Source organism: Ligilactobacillus ubinensis (assembly GCF_024160875.1).
Taxonomy (GTDB): Bacteria; Bacillota; Bacilli; order Lactobacillales; family Lactobacillaceae; genus Ligilactobacillus; species Ligilactobacillus ubinensis.
In genome coordinates, this window is the sequence record NZ_JAIULA010000023.1 from 15,866 (window position 1) to 33,796 (window position 17,931).

Here is a 17,931-nt window from a genome sequence, read left to right on the forward strand (position 1 = left end):
AACACTACTTTCGGCGTCTTTCAATTAGATGAATTGGTGTTCCCTCAAAATCGAAAGCAGCCCTTATTTGATTTTCCAAAAAGCGTGCATATGAGAAATGCATCAATTCTGGATCATTTACAAAAACAACAAATGTAGGTGGTTGAATTGCAACTTGTGTCGCATAATATACTCTCAAGCGTTTACCATTATCTGTTGGAGTTGGATTATGTGCAATTGCATCCATTACAACATCATTTAAAACGGAAGAAGCAATTCGACGCTGATGGTTCTTATTAACTCTTTCAATAAGTTCAGGCAGGTTATTTAAACGCTGTGTTGTTTTAGCAGAAACAAACACAATTGGCGCATAACTTAGATATTGAAACTCTGCTCTAATCGTTGCCTCAAATTCCTGCATTGTATGCGTATTTTTTTCTATTGCATCCCATTTATTAACCACAATAACTATCCCACGCCCTGCTTCATGCGCATAACCTGCAACGTGCTTATCTTGCTCACGAATTCCATCTTTTGCGTCCAATACAACACAAACTACATCTGAACGATCAATTGCACGTAAAGCACGCAACACAGAATACTTTTCAGTTGTTTCATATACTTTACCTTTTTTTCGAATTCCGGCTGTGTCAATCATCGTAAACTCAGTTTTATTTTCTGAAATAAATTTGGTATCAATTGCATCTCTAGTCGTTCCTTCAACATTAGAAACTATAACTCGATTTTCACCTAAAATAGCATTAACTAACGAAGATTTACCCACATTAGGTCGACCAATAAAACTGAACTTAACTGATGTATCTTCTATCGACTTTCCTTGACTTGGAAAAGCCTGACAAACAACATCAAGTAAATCCCCCGTACCAATCCCATGTGTCCCAGAAATAGGTACTGGTTCCCCAAAACCTAACGAGTAAAAATCATAGATTTCGGTTCGCATTTCAGGATTATCAACTTTGTTAACCGCTAAAATAACTGGCTTATCAGTTCCATACAAAATCTTAGCAACTTTTTCATCTGCATCAGTTACGCCTTCTTTAGCACTTACAAGAAAAACAATCACATCAGCTTCATCAATCGCTATCTCTGCTTGTTCTGTAATTTGCGTTATAAAAGGTTCGTCCCCAATATCAATACCACCTGTATCAATCATATTGAACTTTTGTCCCATCCATTCACTATGAGCATAAATACGATCACGCGTTACACCAGGGATATCTTCTACAATTGAAATTCGTTCGCCTGCAATTCGATTAAATACAGTGGATTTGCCCACATTAGGCCGACCCACAATAGCAACAATAGGATTTGCCATTATTACGCCTCACTTTCTATTTTTATCAATAAAAAACTGACCCAAAGGTGCAAGACTTTCGGGTCAGTATAAAAATCAGTTATTAACTAGTCTTTTTTGTTTAATTCATCACCTACAAGATCACCTAAAGTAAAGCCTGTTTCTTCTTCAGGAATTTCCATTTTACTTTCTTTTTTAACAGGTGCTTCCTTTTTTTCAAAGGCTGGTTTTTCCTGTAATGCTTTAATAGATAATGAAAGACGATGATCTGTCGCATTTACACTCAATACTTTAACTTTAACTGTTTCACCTGACTTCAAAACCTCATTTGGTGTTGCAATATGTTTATGTGAAATTTGAGAGATATGCACTAAGCCTTCCACTCCAGGGAAAACTTCAACAAATGCACCAAAACTTGTCAAACGTTTAACTGTTCCTTCAAGAACATCATCCTCAGCAACTTCTGTTGCAACCTTATCCCAAGGTTGTGGCAATGTTTGCTTAATTGAAAGTGAAATACGATTTTTATCAACGTCAACTGCTAAAATCTTAACATCAACTTCTTGACCAACTTTTAAAACATCAGCAGGTTTGTTAACACGTTCAAATGCAATTTCTGAAACATGTACCAAGCCATCAACGCCACCTAAATCAATAAAGGCACCAAAATTTGTTAAACGTGCAACTTTGCCTTTAACAACATCGCCAACAACTAATTTAGCCATGACTTCTTGTTTTTTAGCTTCACGTTCTTCTTTAACTAGTTCACGTCTTGATAAAATCAAACGATTTTCACTTGGTTCAATTTCAACAATCTTGAATTCTAGTTCTTGACCCTTGAATTGGCTCAAGTCTTCTACAAAATGATCAGAAATCATTGAAGCTGGTACAAAACCACGCACCCCAGCATCAACTACCAAACCACCCTTAACGACTTGAGTTACAGGAGCTTTGATTGTTTGACCTGCTTCAAACGTTTTTTCGATGTCACTCCATACTTTACGGGCTTCTAATCGACGTTGTGAAAGTAAGTAACTGCCGCCTTCTTTATCAGATCCGATTTTAGAAATAACAACTAAATCTAAAACATCGCCAACCTCTAAGTTGTCTTCTCTATTACTTAATTCACGTGCAGGTACGACACCTTCTACTCCGGCATTTTCAATCCCAACGATGGCTTGCTTGGAGTCATCAAAAGCTAAGACTTCACCCTTAACTACATCTCCAACTTTGACATCTTGTACGCTATTTAAAGCCTCTAATAAATCCTTATTTGCTTCTGTTTCACTCATGGACCATGTCCTCCTTAACGACTAACTCTAACCTACATTTTAACTTATTGCTATGTAAAATTCCAGTATAAACTTTTAATTTAGTCTATTTTCAATGATTTTCATTATTTCTCGGACTACTTCATCAATTGTAAGTTCAGTTGTATCTATCTCAATTGCATCACTTGCTTGGACAAGTGGCGAAATCTTTCTATGTGAATCTTTATAATCACGCTCGATAATTTCTTGTTCCAAAACATCTAATGGTGTATTAATTTCTTTTAAGATATTTTCTTTATATCTTCGCAAAGCTCTTTTCTTTGCACTAGCAACTAAGAAAATTTTTACCTGTGCATTAGGTAAGACTGTGGTTCCAATATCACGACCATCCATCACAATACCACCAGCTTGTGCAATTTGCTGCTGCCGTTTTGTCAAATCTGTCCGAACACTCGATTGTGCTGCTACAATAGAAACATTATTTGTGATTCCTGGCAAACGAATTTCTTTTGTTACATCAACATTATCAACATATACTTTTTGTTCTGGATTAGCCGGCACAAATTCTATACTAAGTTTTTGCAACAATTGATTTAAATCTTTATCATTATCAAGCCGAATATCTTTTTTCATTGCTGCGTACGTTACAGCACGATACATAGCACCTGTATCACAATAAATATAGCCTAATTTTTTTGCAACCAATTTAGCTACTGTACTTTTGCCTGCAGAAGCTGGTCCGTCAATTGCTATTTGAATTTTTCTTTTCATAAAAATAAATTATTCTCCTTACACAAAAAATCGAGGCTAAAAGCCTCATATTTTCTTTATAATACAACTTTACTTGACTCTAACTTGTTGTCCAGGAGCTAAAGTCGTACTTGCTGTCAATGTCGGATTAAGTTCCAATAATTCAGCCACAGTTAATCCATTATTAACTGCAACACGATATATCCCCTGGCCCGACTCAACTGTAGCATATGACGCACTTGTCGTAGAACTTGCTGTACTTGAAGCCGAACTACTTGAACTAGTTTCCGAAGCTTCTGTGCTCTCGCTTTGCTCAGTTGTACTACTACTTGTGCTTTGTGTTTCACTACTTGTACTTGATTTTACACTACTCGCTTTTTGTTTTGAACTACTTGTTTTGCTGGATTTTTTCTTGCTAGTTGAGTTAGATGTTGCAACCGTGATTGAACTACTGCTCGAAGAATCATTTGATGTTTTTTGTGATACAAAATATAGACCAATAGTACCTAGAATAATAACAATAAATATAATTAATAACGATGTCGTTAACGCTGTGTTTCGCTTAGTATTACGGCGGTTAACAGTTCGAGAATAATTGCCTCGATCATCCTTTTCATCTTCAAACGTATTCTCCCATGGCTTTTTGTTGTGGCTACTCATGCCTCTCGCCTCCTAAAAACAATACTACTAGTGTATTTTACCATAACAGCTTAACTTTGGGGTATTCATTTGCTGAACTTTTTCTTAAATGTGCATTATTGCGTGCTTTGCATACGTTCTCTTAACTTGACAGATATTACTTTTTATATCAAATAGTGATTAGGCATCCTTATATATACATTTCAACATTGCTTGCATCCTTCGACAACAATTATCACTATTTTTTTTGCTACTCGCATCAAAAATATGAACTCTTAAAAATTAATTGCCAACATTAAAAAGTTCCTTCAATATCTCATGGTAATCTTTTCTATTATCAACTTGATCTATCATTTTTTTTCGAAACAACCCCAAATTTTTCAGAGGAAAAGTCTCATCATTTAAATTACAGCAATTAGTATCATTATGTACAACCTGCGTTTCTTCCGAAAAATAATTTAAAATAAATTGCCGCTTACATGCTTTTGTAGTTGCGTATTTTATCATAGCCAAAAGTGCTTGCCTTTTTTCCTCTTTTCGTCTCTGCCAAAATGAGACCAGCTTTTCTTGCGTGAAACCCATCTTTTTAAACTTATCAATCAGCAATGCTTGTTCTGTAACTGCATCAATCACTTTGTGATTTTCTCGCTGTTTTATCATAAAATACTGTTTAACTTCTCTTTCAGAGGGCAAAGTATTTTCTGCAAGTCTTCTTTGAATGTTTTCATCACCCTTTTGATATAATAAAATAGCGCAACTTTGCTTATCATCTCGACCAGCTCGCCCGATTTCTTGCAAGTAACTTCCTAAATCTGCAGGTAGATGATAATGAATAACATATCGAATATTTGCTTTGTTAATCCCCATTCCAAAAGCACTAGTTGCACAAACTATATCCAATTCATCATTTATAAACTGTCGTTGAACTTTGTATCTTTCACTTAATGCTAAATTTGCATGATATGCTGCAACTCGCAACTGACTTTTTTCATTCAACCATATACTAACATCGTCTGCCATTTTTTTACTTGAAAAATAAATTAATCCTGGGCCACATAATTTTTCTACTAGCTTTAATAATTCCTCTTTTTTTTCAAGCGCATCATTGACTATAAGAACACCTAAATAGATATTAGGCCGATCAACAGAACGATGGTATACCTTTTTTAAGCCTAATTGCTGACAAATATCTTTTTGAACTGTTGGAGTTGCAGTTGCCGTCAATGCTAAGGTTAATGGATTTGCTAACATCTTTTTTATATTTCCTAAATCCAAGTAATCTGGGCGAAAATCTGGGCCCCATTGTGAAATGCAATGTGCCTCATCAATAACCAATAAACCAATAGCTATTTTTTGCAGTTTTTCTTTTAAATCAGGGCGCTGCAACATTTCTGGAGCTACAAATATATACATATACTCATCCAGGTTTTTAATAATCTTTTTTTTATCCTCAAAACTTAGCTCCGATGTTATCGCAATTGATTTTTTTTCTCCTTGAAAATGCATCTGACTTACTTGATCTTGCATCAAAGATAATAGCGGTGAAATAATTAGAGTCCGTATATGTAGGTACTTGCCAATAAATTGGTAACACAATGATTTCCCATTTCCTGTCGGTAATATCGCTAATAATGATGTTTGTGCTACTAAGGTTTCAATTACTTCTTTTTGCCCTGGTCTAAAATTCGAAAAGCCATAATTGTCTTGTAAAAATTTTTCAAGGCTCATCTTTTGCCACGTCCCCTTTCAATCTCGAAGATTCTAAATTTAAAGAAACTAACATCTAATCCCTCTGCTAGTGCATTTTTATAATTCCAGTGTTCTTGTGACCCTAATTTTTGTGTCACTTCTTTTAAATTTTCAACTTCAGTTGCAGTTAATAGCTTCATCAAATCTAATTGTTTATGCCAAATAAATGCTTCATGCAAATGTTCTTCTATCGTATTGGTTTTTATTTTTAAATCACTTGCAATTTCAGTAATACTCTCTCCTTTTTTAAAACGATTTATCGTTTCAAATCTACTTTTTCTAACTGGTTCAATATTAACACCAGTTGCTTGAATGATTTGTGCCAATAAATCATTATTTATATAAAGGTACCAACAAAAACGACTAAGCAAATCTAGCCATATTCGTTGGATATCGAATTCTGATTTTGAAAAAAATTTAGCTAATTGTGCGTCTGTTTTTCCAATAATATTATGACCTACTAATTTAAGACAAAAAATATCCGCATCGACCTTATCTTGCTGTCCAAGAAAATACTGTAAATCCTTAACCAATAAAATTGCTAATTTTTTAACCCCATATTGTCTAAGCCATTCTTTCATTATCGTTTGAGCTCTTATATTTTCACTAACCACATAGTATTTCTTATTACTATAGCTAGCTTCAGATGCAACTTGAACTGCTAAACATATTACTTCATTCAATAAACTAATATTTAAGATTCGAAACAACGTTGGCTTTTTTAGAATAAAATGTTCATTTTGTTTTTTTATTTCTGCACATCCTGCTTCAGTTAACAGATACCCATCCTCAGTTTCATGTAGAAAATTTGCTGTAACTAGTCTTTGAATTTGAGAGTCAAACTCATTTTTTGATAATTCTCGATATACATTAATGTAATCTAACCACCCGTATATCATACCCCAATATAGCGCTGATTCCTTTTGTGAGTTTGATAGTAACTGTCGCAATACCGCAGATCTACGCGCTTGTGTCGGTGAAAAAAACAACAACCAATATGTATCCATTTTCAAACCTCGCTAACACCAAATATTTTATATTTCCGAAATACTATCTACCATCAGTTTAAGTGTTCCTGCTTAAATCCGTCAATAATAATGATAATTATTTTACGGTGTACCTTAAAACATCTTTTAAATTGTATAAAAACAAGGTAAAATACAAGTGTGCTATTAAAAAGAAGGGTGGTTTTCACTGTGAACAACAATGAAAAAGAGCACGCTAAAGGTAAATTTATTGCTTATGCCAATGGACCATCACTGGAAGAAATTAATGGATCTGTTAAAGTTCCTAAAGGTAAAGGATTTTGGAAAACATTATTAGCCTATTCTGGTCCAGGTGCACTAGTTGCCGTTGGTTATATGGACCCCGGTAATTGGTCAACATCTATTACTGGCGGACAAAATTTTCAGTATCTTTTAATGTCTGTCATCTTAATGTCAAGTTTGGTTGCAATGCTTCTACAATATATGGCAGCTAAACTTGGTATTGTTACCCAACTAGATTTAGCCCAGGCCATTCGTTCTCGAACTAGCAAACCATTAGGAGTTGTTTTGTGGATTATGACGGAACTTGCGATTATGGCAACCGATATCGCTGAAGTTATTGGTGCCGCAATTGCACTTTACTTACTTTTTGGAATTCCATTAATCATAGCTGTTTTTATTACTATTTTAGACGTTTTAGTATTATTATTGCTAACCAAAGTTGGATTTCGCAAAATTGAAGCTATTGTCGTAGCTCTAATTCTAGTAATTTTGTTTGTTTTCATTTATCAAGTTGCACTTTCCAATCCTGATTGGGGTAGCGTTTTTAGTGGCTTTATTCCAAATGCAAAAACTTTCTCTACCTCTAAAACGGTTAATGGAATGACGCCTTTAAGTGGTGCCCTTGGCATTATTGGCGCTACCGTTATGCCACATAATTTGTATCTACATTCTGCTGTATCTCAAACACGGCAAATTGATCATACTGATGATGAAGCTGTCGCACAAGCCGTAAAGTTTTCTGGTTGGGACTCTAACATTCAATTAACTGCCGCTTTCGTTGTAAATTGTTTGTTATTGATTATGGGTGTTTCAGTTTTCAAGTCTGGTGCCGTTTCAGATCCATCTTTCTTCGGATTATACTCGGCTTTATCAGATACCTCTAGTTTAAGCAACGGTGTTTTAATTAGTGTTGCAAAATCTGGAATACTATCTGTTTTGTTTGCAGTTGCTTTGCTTGCTTCAGGCCAAAACTCCACTATTACAGGAACGTTAACTGGACAAGTTATAATGGAGGGTTTTGTTAATTTAAAAATGCCATTATGGGCTCGACGCTTAGTAACAAGGTTAATTGCCGTTATTCCTGTAATGATTTGTGTCTTGCTAACTAGCGGACAAAGTGAATTACAAGAACACAGATCACTTAATACTTTAATGAATAACTCCCAGGTCTTTTTAGCTTTTGCCCTACCTTTTTCAATGATTCCTTTAATAATGATGACTGATAGTAAAAATACCATGGGTCACTTCAAGAATTCATTATTTCTTAAAATTACTGGATGGTTCTCGGTTATTTCATTAACGGTCTTAAACTTACGTGGATTGCCTGATTCAATTACTGATTTCTTCGGCAGTAACCCTAGTGCTACTCAAGTTACGATTGCCCATACAATTGCATATATTTTAATTTTAGCAATCTTAGTTCTACTAGTTTGGACAATTGTTGAGGTTCATAAAGGGGATTTACGTTATACTAAAGCTATGCAAATGAGAAAAAAGAAAACTAACAATTAAAATTTCTATAATTAATTTGAAGGGAGAGTTTAACATTGTCGGATAATATTAATTTTGAAATTTCACCTCGTAGTTTTACTCGTGTTTTAGTTGCTGTTGATGAAGATGACTCACATTCGTCAATACGTGCATTTAATTATGCAGTTACTACAGCCAAACGCTTAAATGCTCCATTAGGTATCGTTTCTATTTTAGAAGTAGAAGATTTTAATATATTTGATACGCTAAGCCCCGAGGTAATGAAACAGCGGCGTTCACAAGTTACCGATGATTTAGCGCGTTATGTTAACAAAGCACGTAGTTTTGGCGTTAAAGAAATTCAAGCCTTTACTGGTGAAGGTAAACCTGCTGACATTATCATAAATGATATTCTACCTGAATTTAATCCAGATCTTTTAGTCTGTGGTTCAAAGACAAAACCCGTTAATGAACGGAAGAAAATTTTTATTGGATCACAAGCCAGCGCTATGGCTCAAAATGCTCCATGTTCTGTAATTGTAGTTCGCTAATTTATTTCTTCTAAATCAGACATCCAAATAAGCAGTATGCAAATTCTATTTCCAGAATTTTGCATACTGCTTATTTAATATCTAAAAGGGCGCTAATTATTCTAAATTTCAATTTTTTAGTTAATAGTGCATTTTGTTACACGCTTTTTTTTACCCCAATATTGAAATAGATCTGTCCGTAATGATCCATTATACAACTTTCTTCGTTTTGTAGCCTTACTACCATAATAATTTTCAAATTCTAAATCACTGGTTAAAATATATTTACTCCACGTCTCAAGCGGTTGATAAACTTGCCCCATTTGTCTATATAATATTCGAACATTTTCTTGATCACTTAATCTTTCTCCATAAGGCGGATTAGCGACAATCACTCCAGATTCTTTCTCCGTTTTAAAATCCTTAACCGCCATTTGCTTAAAAGTGATACTATCTAGCAAACCTGCTTCACGTGCATTCTGTTTAGCAATTTCAATCATTTTGCCATCAATATCATAACCAAAAATATCAAGTTTAGCATCATAATTAGCTTCACTATCAGCTTTAGCACGTACTTGTTCTGCAAGTTTTTTAGGTACCCAATCCCAACTTTCACACACAAAGTCTCGATTAAATCCAGGAGCAATATTATGTCCAATAAGTGCTGCTTCTATTGGCAACGTTCCAGATCCACAAACAGGATCAACAAAGGTTTTTTCAGGATACCAATGTGCTAATAAGATAAGTGCTGCCGCCATATTTTCTTTAAGTGGTGCCCCTCCCTTATTAATACGATATCCCCGTTTGAATAAACTACTACCTGTTGTATCTAGCGTTAGTAATACTTTGTCTTTGTTAATTGCAACTTCTAATGGAAATAACGCTCCTGTTTCTGGTAGCCGTGTTTTACGATGATATACTTCACTCATTTTATTAACAATTGCTTTTTTAACAATTGCTTGTACACTTGGCACATTATGCAATTTGGATTTTTGCGATTTACCTGCCACTGGAAATTCTGCATCTAATGGTAATAATTCATCCCAAGGAAGTTTCTTTGTTTGTTCAAATAATTCTTCAAAAGTGGTTGCTTCAAATTCACCGACAATAATTTTCACGCGATCTGCAGTTCGTAACCATAAATTTGTTTTTAGAATATCTGCAATTGTGCCTGTATAACGAACTCTACTATTTTCAACTTGAACATTATACCCTAAATGACGTAATTCATTACCTACAATAGCTTCTATTCCAGCAGCTGCTGTTGCAATTAAATTGTACTCTTTCATCAAAAAGCCTCTTTTCTATAGCATAAATCTTTTTTCTTTAATCTAGATTCAAATATAGTTGTGTCCAAACATAAAAATAGACTGAGACGACATTGTCTCAGCCCATTTATTCCTATTAAGTATGTAAATCTCTATAAGCCAAGTTCCGTACGTCAACCAGCTAGGTACTGGTCTCGGTGGTAATCATCTATCTCCGAGTAAAACTCGCCCCCATGATTAGTTCATTTCCGTCATGAAGCGCCCCTACCAAAGTTTGGGTTACCTGCTCGCAGGGTTTACCGCGTTCCATCAATACCGTTTCCCGTATTGCTTCGTCACTGTGGCACTTTTAAGAACTACTCAAGCATGGTTTATAAAAACGTTAGCTCTTTTGTTCGCCGTCATCTACAATAATGTAAATGCCTTACCTTATTTTTTCAGTAAGTACGATCACTACAAACATCTCAGTTTGTGCAAGCCTGGACTTTCCTCAGTTTGCATAAAACAAACCGCGATTACCCGAAATTTACATACTAATTACTATCCACCATTTAAAAACGATTACTTTGATCGTCTTCACCGTTAAGTTGTGCACCGAAAACATGTCTTTCCAAGTTTGATAAACGCTTCAAAATATCCATGTTCGTTGTCGTTGCTGCTGGGCGAACAGCTTTACCTGTGCCTCCAACAGCTAATTGCTTAGTCAATTCATCAACTTTCGCAACTAATCGATCATTTTCAACTTGTAAACGTTGATTTTCCTTAGTGAATGTTTCATAATCTTGAATAACTGCATCCAAAAATTCATCCACATCAGCTGGGTCATACCCCCGCATTTTAGGCTTGAAATTTTTATTTACGATATCCTTAGGCGTAAGATTTACATTTTCCATTGGAATGCACCTCATCTCCATATTAGGAACTTAACTCATAACATTTTCATTATATCAAATCCAATTTAAATTGCAAGATTTTTTTACTTATTGCTTTTTTCTTCATTAATTTGTAAGGCTTTTTCTTGAAGTTCATACATATCAATTAATTCGAGCGCATAATCTCTTTTTTCCTGTTCTTCTTTCACTGCTTGATAATTATATTTAATCTTTCCTTCAAATTCTGGATCATATACAAACATTGCTTCATCAGTATGAGCAATCATAAACTTAGTACAATTATGTAATTGCTGTGGATTATTATATTTTTTTTTACTAACAGAGGCAAAAAAATCTACTTGCGTCTGCAAAGCCGTCAACTTATGCTGCTTATCTTCTGCCCAATTCTTTGAAAATTCAGTATAAGGCTCTATTAGTGCAATTTTTAATTCTGGATACTCATTTTTGATTTCTAGCGCTGTTTCAATAGTCCATTGTTCCACCCCTAGTTGTGGTCCGGTTATAATCCATTCAAGACCTTGGTCGAATTTTTGTATCAATTCTTGCTTTATTGCTGCTTTAATTACTAAAATTCTTTCATCTTTACTGTTAAAAATACCTAGTTCATAACTACGATATCCAGAAACCCATAATCGCATTTTCTCACCTCAAAACAATTGTACTTTACGAAGCTACAGTAATCAAATATTACAATTTTCGTTTGTAATTTTTAATTTATTTAACAAGGTTTTCTTTACCAACAGGGTGAATAGTTGTTATAATGATGAGAATGGGAGAGTGATGCATTATGGTCATACGCTATCCAAACGGCCAAACATACAACTCAGAAAAACTAATCTCTACTTCACATTCATATGCTCATAAAACGATCCTATATGGGAATCGTGGAATGACATTAGAAGAAGAAATAAATCAGAGCAATCAATACTATCTAAATAATGGAATTGCAGTAATACACAAAAAGCCAATTCCTATTCAAATTGTTAATGTAGACTACCCTAAACGTAGTGCAGCAGTAATTAAGGAAGCTTATTTTAAACAACCTTCAACTACTGATTACAATGGTGTTTATAAGGGACATTACATTGATTTTGAAGCAAAGGAAACAAAAAGCACTACTGCTTTTCCTCTAGCAAATTTTCATGAGCATCAAATAGTTCATATGAAAGCTTGCCAAAAACAACATGGCATTTGCTTTACAATTATTCGATTTGCTACAACTCAAGAAATATACTTAATGCCTGCTGATCTCTTGTTTAAATTTTGGAATAATATGAAATCTGGTCGTAAATCTATTCCAAAAGATGACATTAAAGAAGCCGGTTTTTTAATTGAGTATCAGATACAACCTCGTGTTCCTTATTTGAAATACGTTGACAATCTGATAGAAAAAAATTTTTAAAGTAAATGGATTCTACAAAGGAGTTTAATAATGAGTAATCAGGATTCCAAGTTATCGCGAGTCGCTCGACGTAAGCAAGATGATCAAGGGGGCAAACGATCACAACATTCTAAAAATGGAATGAAAAAAAAGCCAAAAAGTATTAAACGCATTATAGGGCGTATATTACTTGCACTGCTTGGTCTATTTATTATTGGTGTTTCTGCTGGAGCAATTTTATTTTTCAGTTATGCTAAAAGTGCTCCAACATTGAGTAAAAGTGCACTTACAAGTACTAGTTCAACAACTATTTACGATTCTTCCGGTAACAAAATCTTAACTTTAGGTACAGAAAAGCGCCAAAATGCTAGTCAATCACAAATACCCAAAAAACTAAAAGACGCTATTGTCTCAATAGAAGATCGCCGATTTTACAAACATAATGGTGTTGATCCTTATCGCATTGTATCTGCCGCTATTTCAGATCTTACAGGCTCATCTTCTGGGCTACAGGGTGGTAGTACTTTAGATCAGCAGCTAATTAAACTAGCTTATTTTTCAACCAAAAAATCTGACCAAACTTTAAAGCGCAAAGCACAAGAAGCATGGTTAGCAATCCAAATGGATAAAAAATATTCTAAAAGTCAAATCTTAACTTTCTATATTAACAAAGTTTTTATGGGTAATGGCATATATGGTATGCAAACTGCAGCTGAATATTATTATGGTAAAAAGTTAAGTCAACTAACTTTAGCGCAAACTGCTTTGATTGCAGGAATTCCAAATGCACCTTCATCATATAATCCTTATTCAAGTACTAAGTTAGCTACACAACGTCGTAATGAAGTTTTGGATGCAATGGTTGCAAATAAGAAAATCACCTCTGCTCAAGCTGCAGCTGCCAAAAAAGTTAGCGTAACTGATGGTTTAGTTAGTCAAAGTTCTCACTCTTCTACTAGCAAAACTAAACAAGCAACTTGGTCAGATGCTTATCTAAAGCAAGTTATTAAACAGGTTGAAGCCAAGGGCTATAATCCTTATTCGAGCAGTTTAAAAGTTTATACTAATTTAAACATGAAAATTCAAAAGAAATTGTATAAATTAGCTAATTCAAACACATTGTCATATCCTGATAATAAAGTACAAGTTGCTGCTACCGTCGTTAATCCAAATAATGGTAAAGTTCTTGCAATGCTTGGTGGCAGAAAAACAGGGAATGTAACTTATGGTTTAAATCGAGCTGTTCAAACTTCCCGAACTAATGGTTCTACAGCTAAACCATTAATGGATTATGCACCAGCAATTGAATATCTAAGTTGGGCAACTTACCATCAACTTGATGACACCGCGTATAACTACCCAGGAACAAGTACTGCATTAAATGATTTTGATGATAGTTATAAAGGAACCATGACTATGCAAGAGGCTTTGACAGAGTCGCGAAATATTCCCGCTATTCGGGCATTAGCTGCTGTTGGATTAACTAAAGCTCAAAATTTCATCAGTAAATTAGGTTTTAAATATAGTAAATCTCTATCTTATTCAAATGGTATTGGATTACCATCATCAACATTGCAAAATGCAGCAGCATATTCTGCATTTGATAATGGAGGAACATATTATAAACCAACATATATCAATAAAATTAAAGTAGCTGATGGCGAAGTTAAACATTATTCAAGCAAAGGTAAACAAGTTATGCAATCTTCAACCGCTTATATGATTACCTATATGCTTCAAAATGTTATTTCTAGTTCAAGTGGTACAGGTCATCGAGCTTACATTAGTGGCTTTTACCAAGCAGGTAAAACCGGAACTAACGCCTATCCATCAAACATCTCAACTAATTTCCCTGATGATGCTACTATGGACTCTTGGTTCAATGGTTATACAAAACATTATTCCGTTTCGATATGGATGGGCTATGATCATCCATATAAAGACTCAAATTACCTAAGCTCCTCTAGCTCACACTTACCACAGTATTTCTATAAATATTTGATTCAAGCAATCTCAAAAAATAAATCAAATAAAAATTGGAAACGTCCAAGTAATGTGTATGTAAAAACCATCGATGGCGTTAAATATCTATACTTAGCAGGAACAAGTGATACTTATTCTGACAGTTCTAGTTCCAGCTCAGAAACCTCAAGTTCTGATAGTTCATCGTCTTCAGTTGATACATCCAGCATTAGTTCAATGACAACTACTTCATCAGTTTTAAATAGTATTTCATCTGAATCATCAGACACCTCATCAGGAAGCGCAAGCGATTCTACTAATGCAGATTCCTCTGCAAGTATTAATTCAAATCCAAGCACCTCTTCAACTAGTTCATCAAGCTCTGATAATTCAAACAGTACCAGTAATTAATTAGAAAATACGTCATAAAAGCTATAAAAACATGCACATAGCTAAGACAATAAAGAAAGTCCAAGAACTTTTAGGATAATATATGAAGTACTTCATGTATTATCCTAAAGTCTTGGACTTTCTTTTTTCCCAAAATGTATGCTCAAAGGATACTAATGGCGCTTTATACTATAATTTAAACAATCAAAACTTGATTGTTTACAATATTAATGCTCTTTAGTTAACCATTTTGCCCTTTACATTTATTTTTAAAAATTTTTAGATAGAAATATAATCTTACACATTTACTTTTTGGCGCTTTTGACCTTCATTACACATAAATAATAAAGGACAGTCCCTACATTTAGGAGCACGCGCACTACATTGTTCACGGCCCCAAGTAATCATTCGATGGTGTGCAGTAATCCAGATTTCTTTGGGTAACTTATTCATTAGTACTGCTTCAATTTGGCTAACAGTAGCACTTTTAGGAACAATAGCCAACCTTCTCGCTATTCTTGAAACATGTGTGTCAACGGCTAATGCTGGTATGCCAAAACATTCAGCTAACACCACATTAGCAGTTTTACGTCCTACACCTTGTAATTGCATAAGTTCATTACGTGTTCGTGGCACTTCACCGGCAAATCTATCCACTAAACTTTGGGCACATTCATGTAAGTATTTCGCCTTATTTCGATATAAGCCAATCGTTTTGATGTATTTCTGTATTTCTAATTCAGAAGCAGCGGCCAAACTTTTGGGGGTCGGATATTGTTTAAAAAAAGCTGGTGTTAACATATTAACTGCTTTATCAGTTGTTTGAGCACTTAACATGACTGCCAATAAAAAATGAAACGGTGTATCTGCTACAAGTGAGCTACCCGTAGTTGGATACATATCCCCCATTATCTGAATTGCCTGTAATGTTTGCTCACTATTAAGCATTATTATCACCATCTTTTCCTTCAGACCAATGATATAAAGGTATATTAGGCTTTTTATCTTCTATCCTTGACTCTTTTTTAGGAATACTATTATATTTACTCCGTTGCTTTTGAGATATACGTTGCACATCTGCAACGGTCTTAATATTTTGTTTTTCCCAACTAATCAATATCCGATCAATATAGCGCAAATTATAAACTTGATTTAAAACTGCTTCACGTAACGCTAAATTAACTATTTCTGGAGCGTAATGATCTTTTTTAAACCAAATATCAATAGTTTGAATTTCAATTGGTGAAAGTGCCCTTCCAAATTCCACTTCAATATTTTTGTACGTATCTTGTTGTTGTTTAATCAATTGTTGTTGTTGAGTATTTTTATTTTCTTGGCGTAAGATAGTATCTAACTTCTGATATAGTAATGTCCAACTATATTTATCTTTTTTCTTACCACTGTCATCTTCTATCGAAATAATGGATAGTAATTTTTTTTCCAGTAAAGAATGTATCAATTCATATACTCTGGTGTTACTACATCCAAGTGCATCAACAATACGTTTTATATCAGGTAAATCTACTCCTTGTTGTAGTTGACTATCAATTTCTAAAAATAAGATAAATTCAATTTCCGTCATACCCAATTTTCGATAATTATTTAAAATCATATTTGAAACTGTCATTTGTCCAGCTTTTAGATATTCTTCAAAACTTTGTTCCATCACAAGATTCGTCCTTTCTAAGTTATTGGTAAAAAAGCAAACTAACTTCAATATTGAAAATCAGTTTGCTTTTTAATATATCTCATTTTCTATACTTTAAGGATAAATGCGATTTAATAAACGTGGGAATGGAATTGCTTCTCTAATGTGACTTTCACCTGTAATCCAAGTAACCGCACGTTCAAGACCTAAACCAAACCCTGCATGTGGTACACTACCATACCGTCTTAAATCAAGATACCATTGATATTCTTTACTATCAAGACCTGCTTTTTGAATCTGTTTTTCCAAATATTCAGGATCAACAGCTCTCTCTGATCCTCCAATAATTTCACCATAACCTTCAGGTGCCAACAAATCAGCACAAATAACAACATCATCCCGTGTTGGGTGTGGTTTCATATAAAATGGCTTAATTGCTTTAGGATAATTCAATACAAATACTGGTTGCTCAAATTGATTAGCTAAATACGTTTCTTCTGGCGAGCCAAAATCTTCACCCCATGTAATATTTGGAAATTCCTTAGAATCTTGCAATATCTTAATTGCTTCATCGTAAGAAATACGTGGAAATGGGAGTTTTGTATATTTTTTTAAAACGTCCTTATCTCTTTCTAAAATTGTTAATGCATAATCACAATTATCAAGGACACCTTGCACGAGAAATGCTATATAACGTTCTTGAATTTCTAAACTTTCTTCTTGATGCATAAAAGCCATTTCTGGTTCAATCATCCAAAACTCAATCAAATGTCTTCTTGTTTTAGATTTTTCTGCTCTAAAAGTTGGTCCGAAAGAAAAGACTTTCCCATATGCCATTGCCCCGGCTTCTTCATAAAGCTGACCTGATTGTGACAAATAAGCATCTTTATCAAAATATTCCGTATGGAACAATTCTGTTGTTCCTTCTGGCGCACTACCTGTTAGAATAGGTGCATCAAACTTAATAAAGCCTTCCTTATTAAAAAATTCATATGTTGCTCGAATCATTTCATTTCTAATTTGCATAATGGCATATTGACGCTTAGATCTTAACCATAAATGACGATGATCCATTAAAAAATCTGTTCCATGTTCTTTAGGTGTTATTGGATAATTTTCACTTTCACCAACAATCTCTATCTCTTCAATTTCTATTTCATAACCAAAGTGTGAACGAGAATCCTCATGAATCGTTCCGACTACATATAAACTTGCTTCTTGTTTAACCTCTTTTGCCAGTTTAAAAGTTTCTTCTGAAACATTACTTTTGACAACAACTCCCTGGAAAAAGGCCGATCCGTCTCTAAGTTGCAAAAATGCAATTTTTCCACTAGAACGTTTATTGGTTAACCAAACTCCAATTTTTACTTTTTCATTAACATAATTCTTAGCGTCAATAATACTAATCTTTTCCACTA

General features: G+C 34.3%; 16 protein-coding genes and 1 other RNA gene. 4 read left to right on the plus strand and 13 right to left on the minus strand.

All coding sequences use genetic code 11. From position 1 onward, the window contains the following. Window positions 1-4 precede the first annotated feature (4 nt). The 6 genes from der to LB941_RS10165 all read right to left on the minus strand — a co-directional run bounded on the left by der (window position 5) and on the right by LB941_RS10165 (window position 6,710). Window positions 5-1,315: a ribosome biogenesis GTPase Der gene (gene der / locus LB941_RS10140; protein ID WP_253361822.1), complete on the minus strand. Its 1,311-nt coding sequence runs from the start codon at window positions 1,313-1,315 to the stop codon at window positions 5-7. A gap of 86 nt (window positions 1,316-1,401) precedes the next feature. Continuing rightward, entirely contained in the window at window positions 1,402-2,586 is a 1,185-nt protein-coding gene (rpsA, locus tag LB941_RS10145) for a 30S ribosomal protein S1 (protein WP_253361824.1), read from the minus strand. A 75-nt stretch (window positions 2,587-2,661) separates the two neighbouring features. Next, the gene (gene cmk / locus LB941_RS10150; protein ID WP_253361826.1) at window positions 2,662-3,336 is read right to left on the minus strand and encodes a (d)CMP kinase; all 675 of its coding nucleotides are present in this window, start codon (window positions 3,334-3,336) and stop codon (window positions 2,662-2,664) included. 69 nt (window positions 3,337-3,405) lie between these two features. Continuing rightward, the gene (locus LB941_RS10155; RefSeq protein ID WP_253361828.1) at window positions 3,406-3,975 is read right to left on the minus strand and encodes a LysM peptidoglycan-binding domain-containing protein; all 570 of its coding nucleotides are present in this window, start codon (window positions 3,973-3,975) and stop codon (window positions 3,406-3,408) included. Window positions 3,976-4,236: 261 nt separating this feature from the next. Next, window positions 4,237-5,682, minus strand: coding sequence for a RecQ family ATP-dependent DNA helicase (locus tag LB941_RS10160; protein ID WP_253361830.1), 1,446 nt, complete (start codon window positions 5,680-5,682; stop codon window positions 4,237-4,239). Beyond that, on the minus strand, window positions 5,679-6,710 hold the full coding sequence (locus tag LB941_RS10165; protein WP_253361832.1) for a helix-turn-helix domain-containing protein: 1,032 nt from the start codon (window positions 6,708-6,710) through the stop codon (window positions 5,679-5,681). The genes LB941_RS10160 and LB941_RS10165 overlap by 4 nt, the downstream gene beginning before the upstream one ends. A gap of 189 nt (window positions 6,711-6,899) precedes the next feature. On the opposite strand from LB941_RS10165, the gene LB941_RS10170 reads away from it, so the two are divergent. Then, complete coding sequence (locus tag LB941_RS10170; protein WP_253361834.1) at window positions 6,900-8,483, plus strand: Nramp family divalent metal transporter; 1,584 nt, start codon at window positions 6,900-6,902, stop codon at window positions 8,481-8,483. A gap of 35 nt (window positions 8,484-8,518) precedes the next feature. Then, window positions 8,519-8,992: a universal stress protein gene (locus LB941_RS10175; RefSeq protein ID WP_253361836.1), complete on the plus strand. Its 474-nt coding sequence runs from the start codon at window positions 8,519-8,521 to the stop codon at window positions 8,990-8,992. A gap of 116 nt (window positions 8,993-9,108) precedes the next feature. Here LB941_RS10175 and LB941_RS10180 read toward each other — a convergent pair whose 3' ends face one another. The 4 genes from LB941_RS10180 to LB941_RS10195 all read right to left on the minus strand — a co-directional run bounded on the left by LB941_RS10180 (window position 9,109) and on the right by LB941_RS10195 (window position 11,770). Continuing rightward, a complete protein-coding gene (locus tag LB941_RS10180) occupies window positions 9,109-10,260 on the minus strand; it encodes a THUMP domain-containing class I SAM-dependent RNA methyltransferase (protein ID WP_253361838.1) in 1,152 nt (383 codons plus the stop codon). Window positions 10,261-10,389: 129 nt separating this feature from the next. Further along, an RNA gene (gene rnpB, locus LB941_RS10185) (RNase P RNA component class B) lies at window positions 10,390-10,766 on the minus strand. A gap of 24 nt (window positions 10,767-10,790) precedes the next feature. Beyond that, window positions 10,791-11,132 carry a cell division regulator GpsB gene (gene gpsB / locus LB941_RS10190; protein WP_253361840.1) on the minus strand — a complete coding sequence of 114 codons (342 nt, stop codon included), beginning with the start codon at window positions 11,130-11,132 and terminating at the stop codon, window positions 10,791-10,793. A gap of 83 nt (window positions 11,133-11,215) precedes the next feature. Continuing rightward, complete coding sequence (locus LB941_RS10195; protein WP_253361842.1) at window positions 11,216-11,770, minus strand: SLOG family protein; 555 nt, start codon at window positions 11,768-11,770, stop codon at window positions 11,216-11,218. 149 nt (window positions 11,771-11,919) lie between these two features. On the opposite strand from LB941_RS10195, the gene recU reads away from it, so the two are divergent. Both recU and LB941_RS10205 read left to right on the plus strand, forming a co-directional pair. Continuing rightward, window positions 11,920-12,534: a Holliday junction resolvase RecU gene (gene recU / locus LB941_RS10200; RefSeq protein ID WP_253361844.1), complete on the plus strand. Its 615-nt coding sequence runs from the start codon at window positions 11,920-11,922 to the stop codon at window positions 12,532-12,534. 27 nt (window positions 12,535-12,561) lie between these two features. Further along, window positions 12,562-14,886 carry a transglycosylase domain-containing protein gene (locus tag LB941_RS10205; protein WP_253361883.1) on the plus strand — a complete coding sequence of 775 codons (2,325 nt, stop codon included), beginning with the start codon at window positions 12,562-12,564 and terminating at the stop codon, window positions 14,884-14,886. A gap of 276 nt (window positions 14,887-15,162) precedes the next feature. Here the strand turns inward: LB941_RS10205 and nth are convergent, their stop codons facing one another. The 3 genes from nth to asnS form a co-directional block, all read right to left on the minus strand. Continuing rightward, the gene (gene nth, locus LB941_RS10210; protein ID WP_253361846.1) at window positions 15,163-15,813 is read right to left on the minus strand and encodes an endonuclease III; all 651 of its coding nucleotides are present in this window, start codon (window positions 15,811-15,813) and stop codon (window positions 15,163-15,165) included. Beyond that, window positions 15,806-16,531: a DnaD domain-containing protein gene (locus tag LB941_RS10215; protein WP_253361848.1), complete on the minus strand. Its 726-nt coding sequence runs from the start codon at window positions 16,529-16,531 to the stop codon at window positions 15,806-15,808. Before LB941_RS10215 ends, nth begins: the two co-directional genes overlap by 8 nt. Window positions 16,532-16,627: 96 nt before the next feature. Continuing rightward, a complete protein-coding gene (gene asnS, locus LB941_RS10220; protein ID WP_253361850.1) occupies window positions 16,628-17,929 on the minus strand; it encodes an asparagine--tRNA ligase in 1,302 nt (433 codons plus the stop codon). Window positions 17,930-17,931 lie beyond the last annotated feature (2 nt).

What these genes read in the sequence shown, in the direction of transcription:
- der (WP_253361822.1), bottom strand. Translation starts at nt 1,315, where the DNA reads ATGGCAAATCCTATTGTTGCTATTGTGGGTCGGCCTAATGTGGGCAAA.
- rpsA (WP_253361824.1), bottom strand. Translation starts at nt 2,586, where the DNA reads ATGAGTGAAACAGAAGCAAATAAGGATTTATTAGAGGCTTTAAATAGC.
- cmk (WP_253361826.1), bottom strand. Translation starts at nt 3,336, where the DNA reads ATGAAAAGAAAAATTCAAATAGCAATTGACGGACCAGCTTCTGCAGGC.
- LB941_RS10155 (WP_253361828.1), bottom strand. Translation starts at nt 3,975, where the DNA reads ATGAGTAGCCACAACAAAAAGCCATGGGAGAATACGTTTGAAGATGAA.
- LB941_RS10160 (WP_253361830.1), bottom strand. Translation starts at nt 5,682, where the DNA reads ATGAGCCTTGAAAAATTTTTACAAGACAATTATGGCTTTTCGAATTTT.
- LB941_RS10165 (WP_253361832.1), bottom strand. Translation starts at nt 6,710, where the DNA reads ATGGATACATATTGGTTGTTGTTTTTTTCACCGACACAAGCGCGTAGA.
- LB941_RS10180 (WP_253361838.1), bottom strand. Translation starts at nt 10,260, where the DNA reads ATGAAAGAGTACAATTTAATTGCAACAGCAGCTGCTGGAATAGAAGCT.
- gpsB (WP_253361840.1), bottom strand. Translation starts at nt 11,132, where the DNA reads ATGGAAAATGTAAATCTTACGCCTAAGGATATCGTAAATAAAAATTTC.
- LB941_RS10195 (WP_253361842.1), bottom strand. Translation starts at nt 11,770, where the DNA reads ATGCGATTATGGGTTTCTGGATATCGTAGTTATGAACTAGGTATTTTT.
- recU (WP_253361844.1), top strand. Translation starts at nt 11,920, where the DNA reads ATGGTCATACGCTATCCAAACGGCCAAACATACAACTCAGAAAAACTA.
- nth (WP_253361846.1), bottom strand. Translation starts at nt 15,813, where the DNA reads ATGCTTAATAGTGAGCAAACATTACAGGCAATTCAGATAATGGGGGAT.
- LB941_RS10215 (WP_253361848.1), bottom strand. Translation starts at nt 16,531, where the DNA reads ATGGAACAAAGTTTTGAAGAATATCTAAAAGCTGGACAAATGACAGTT.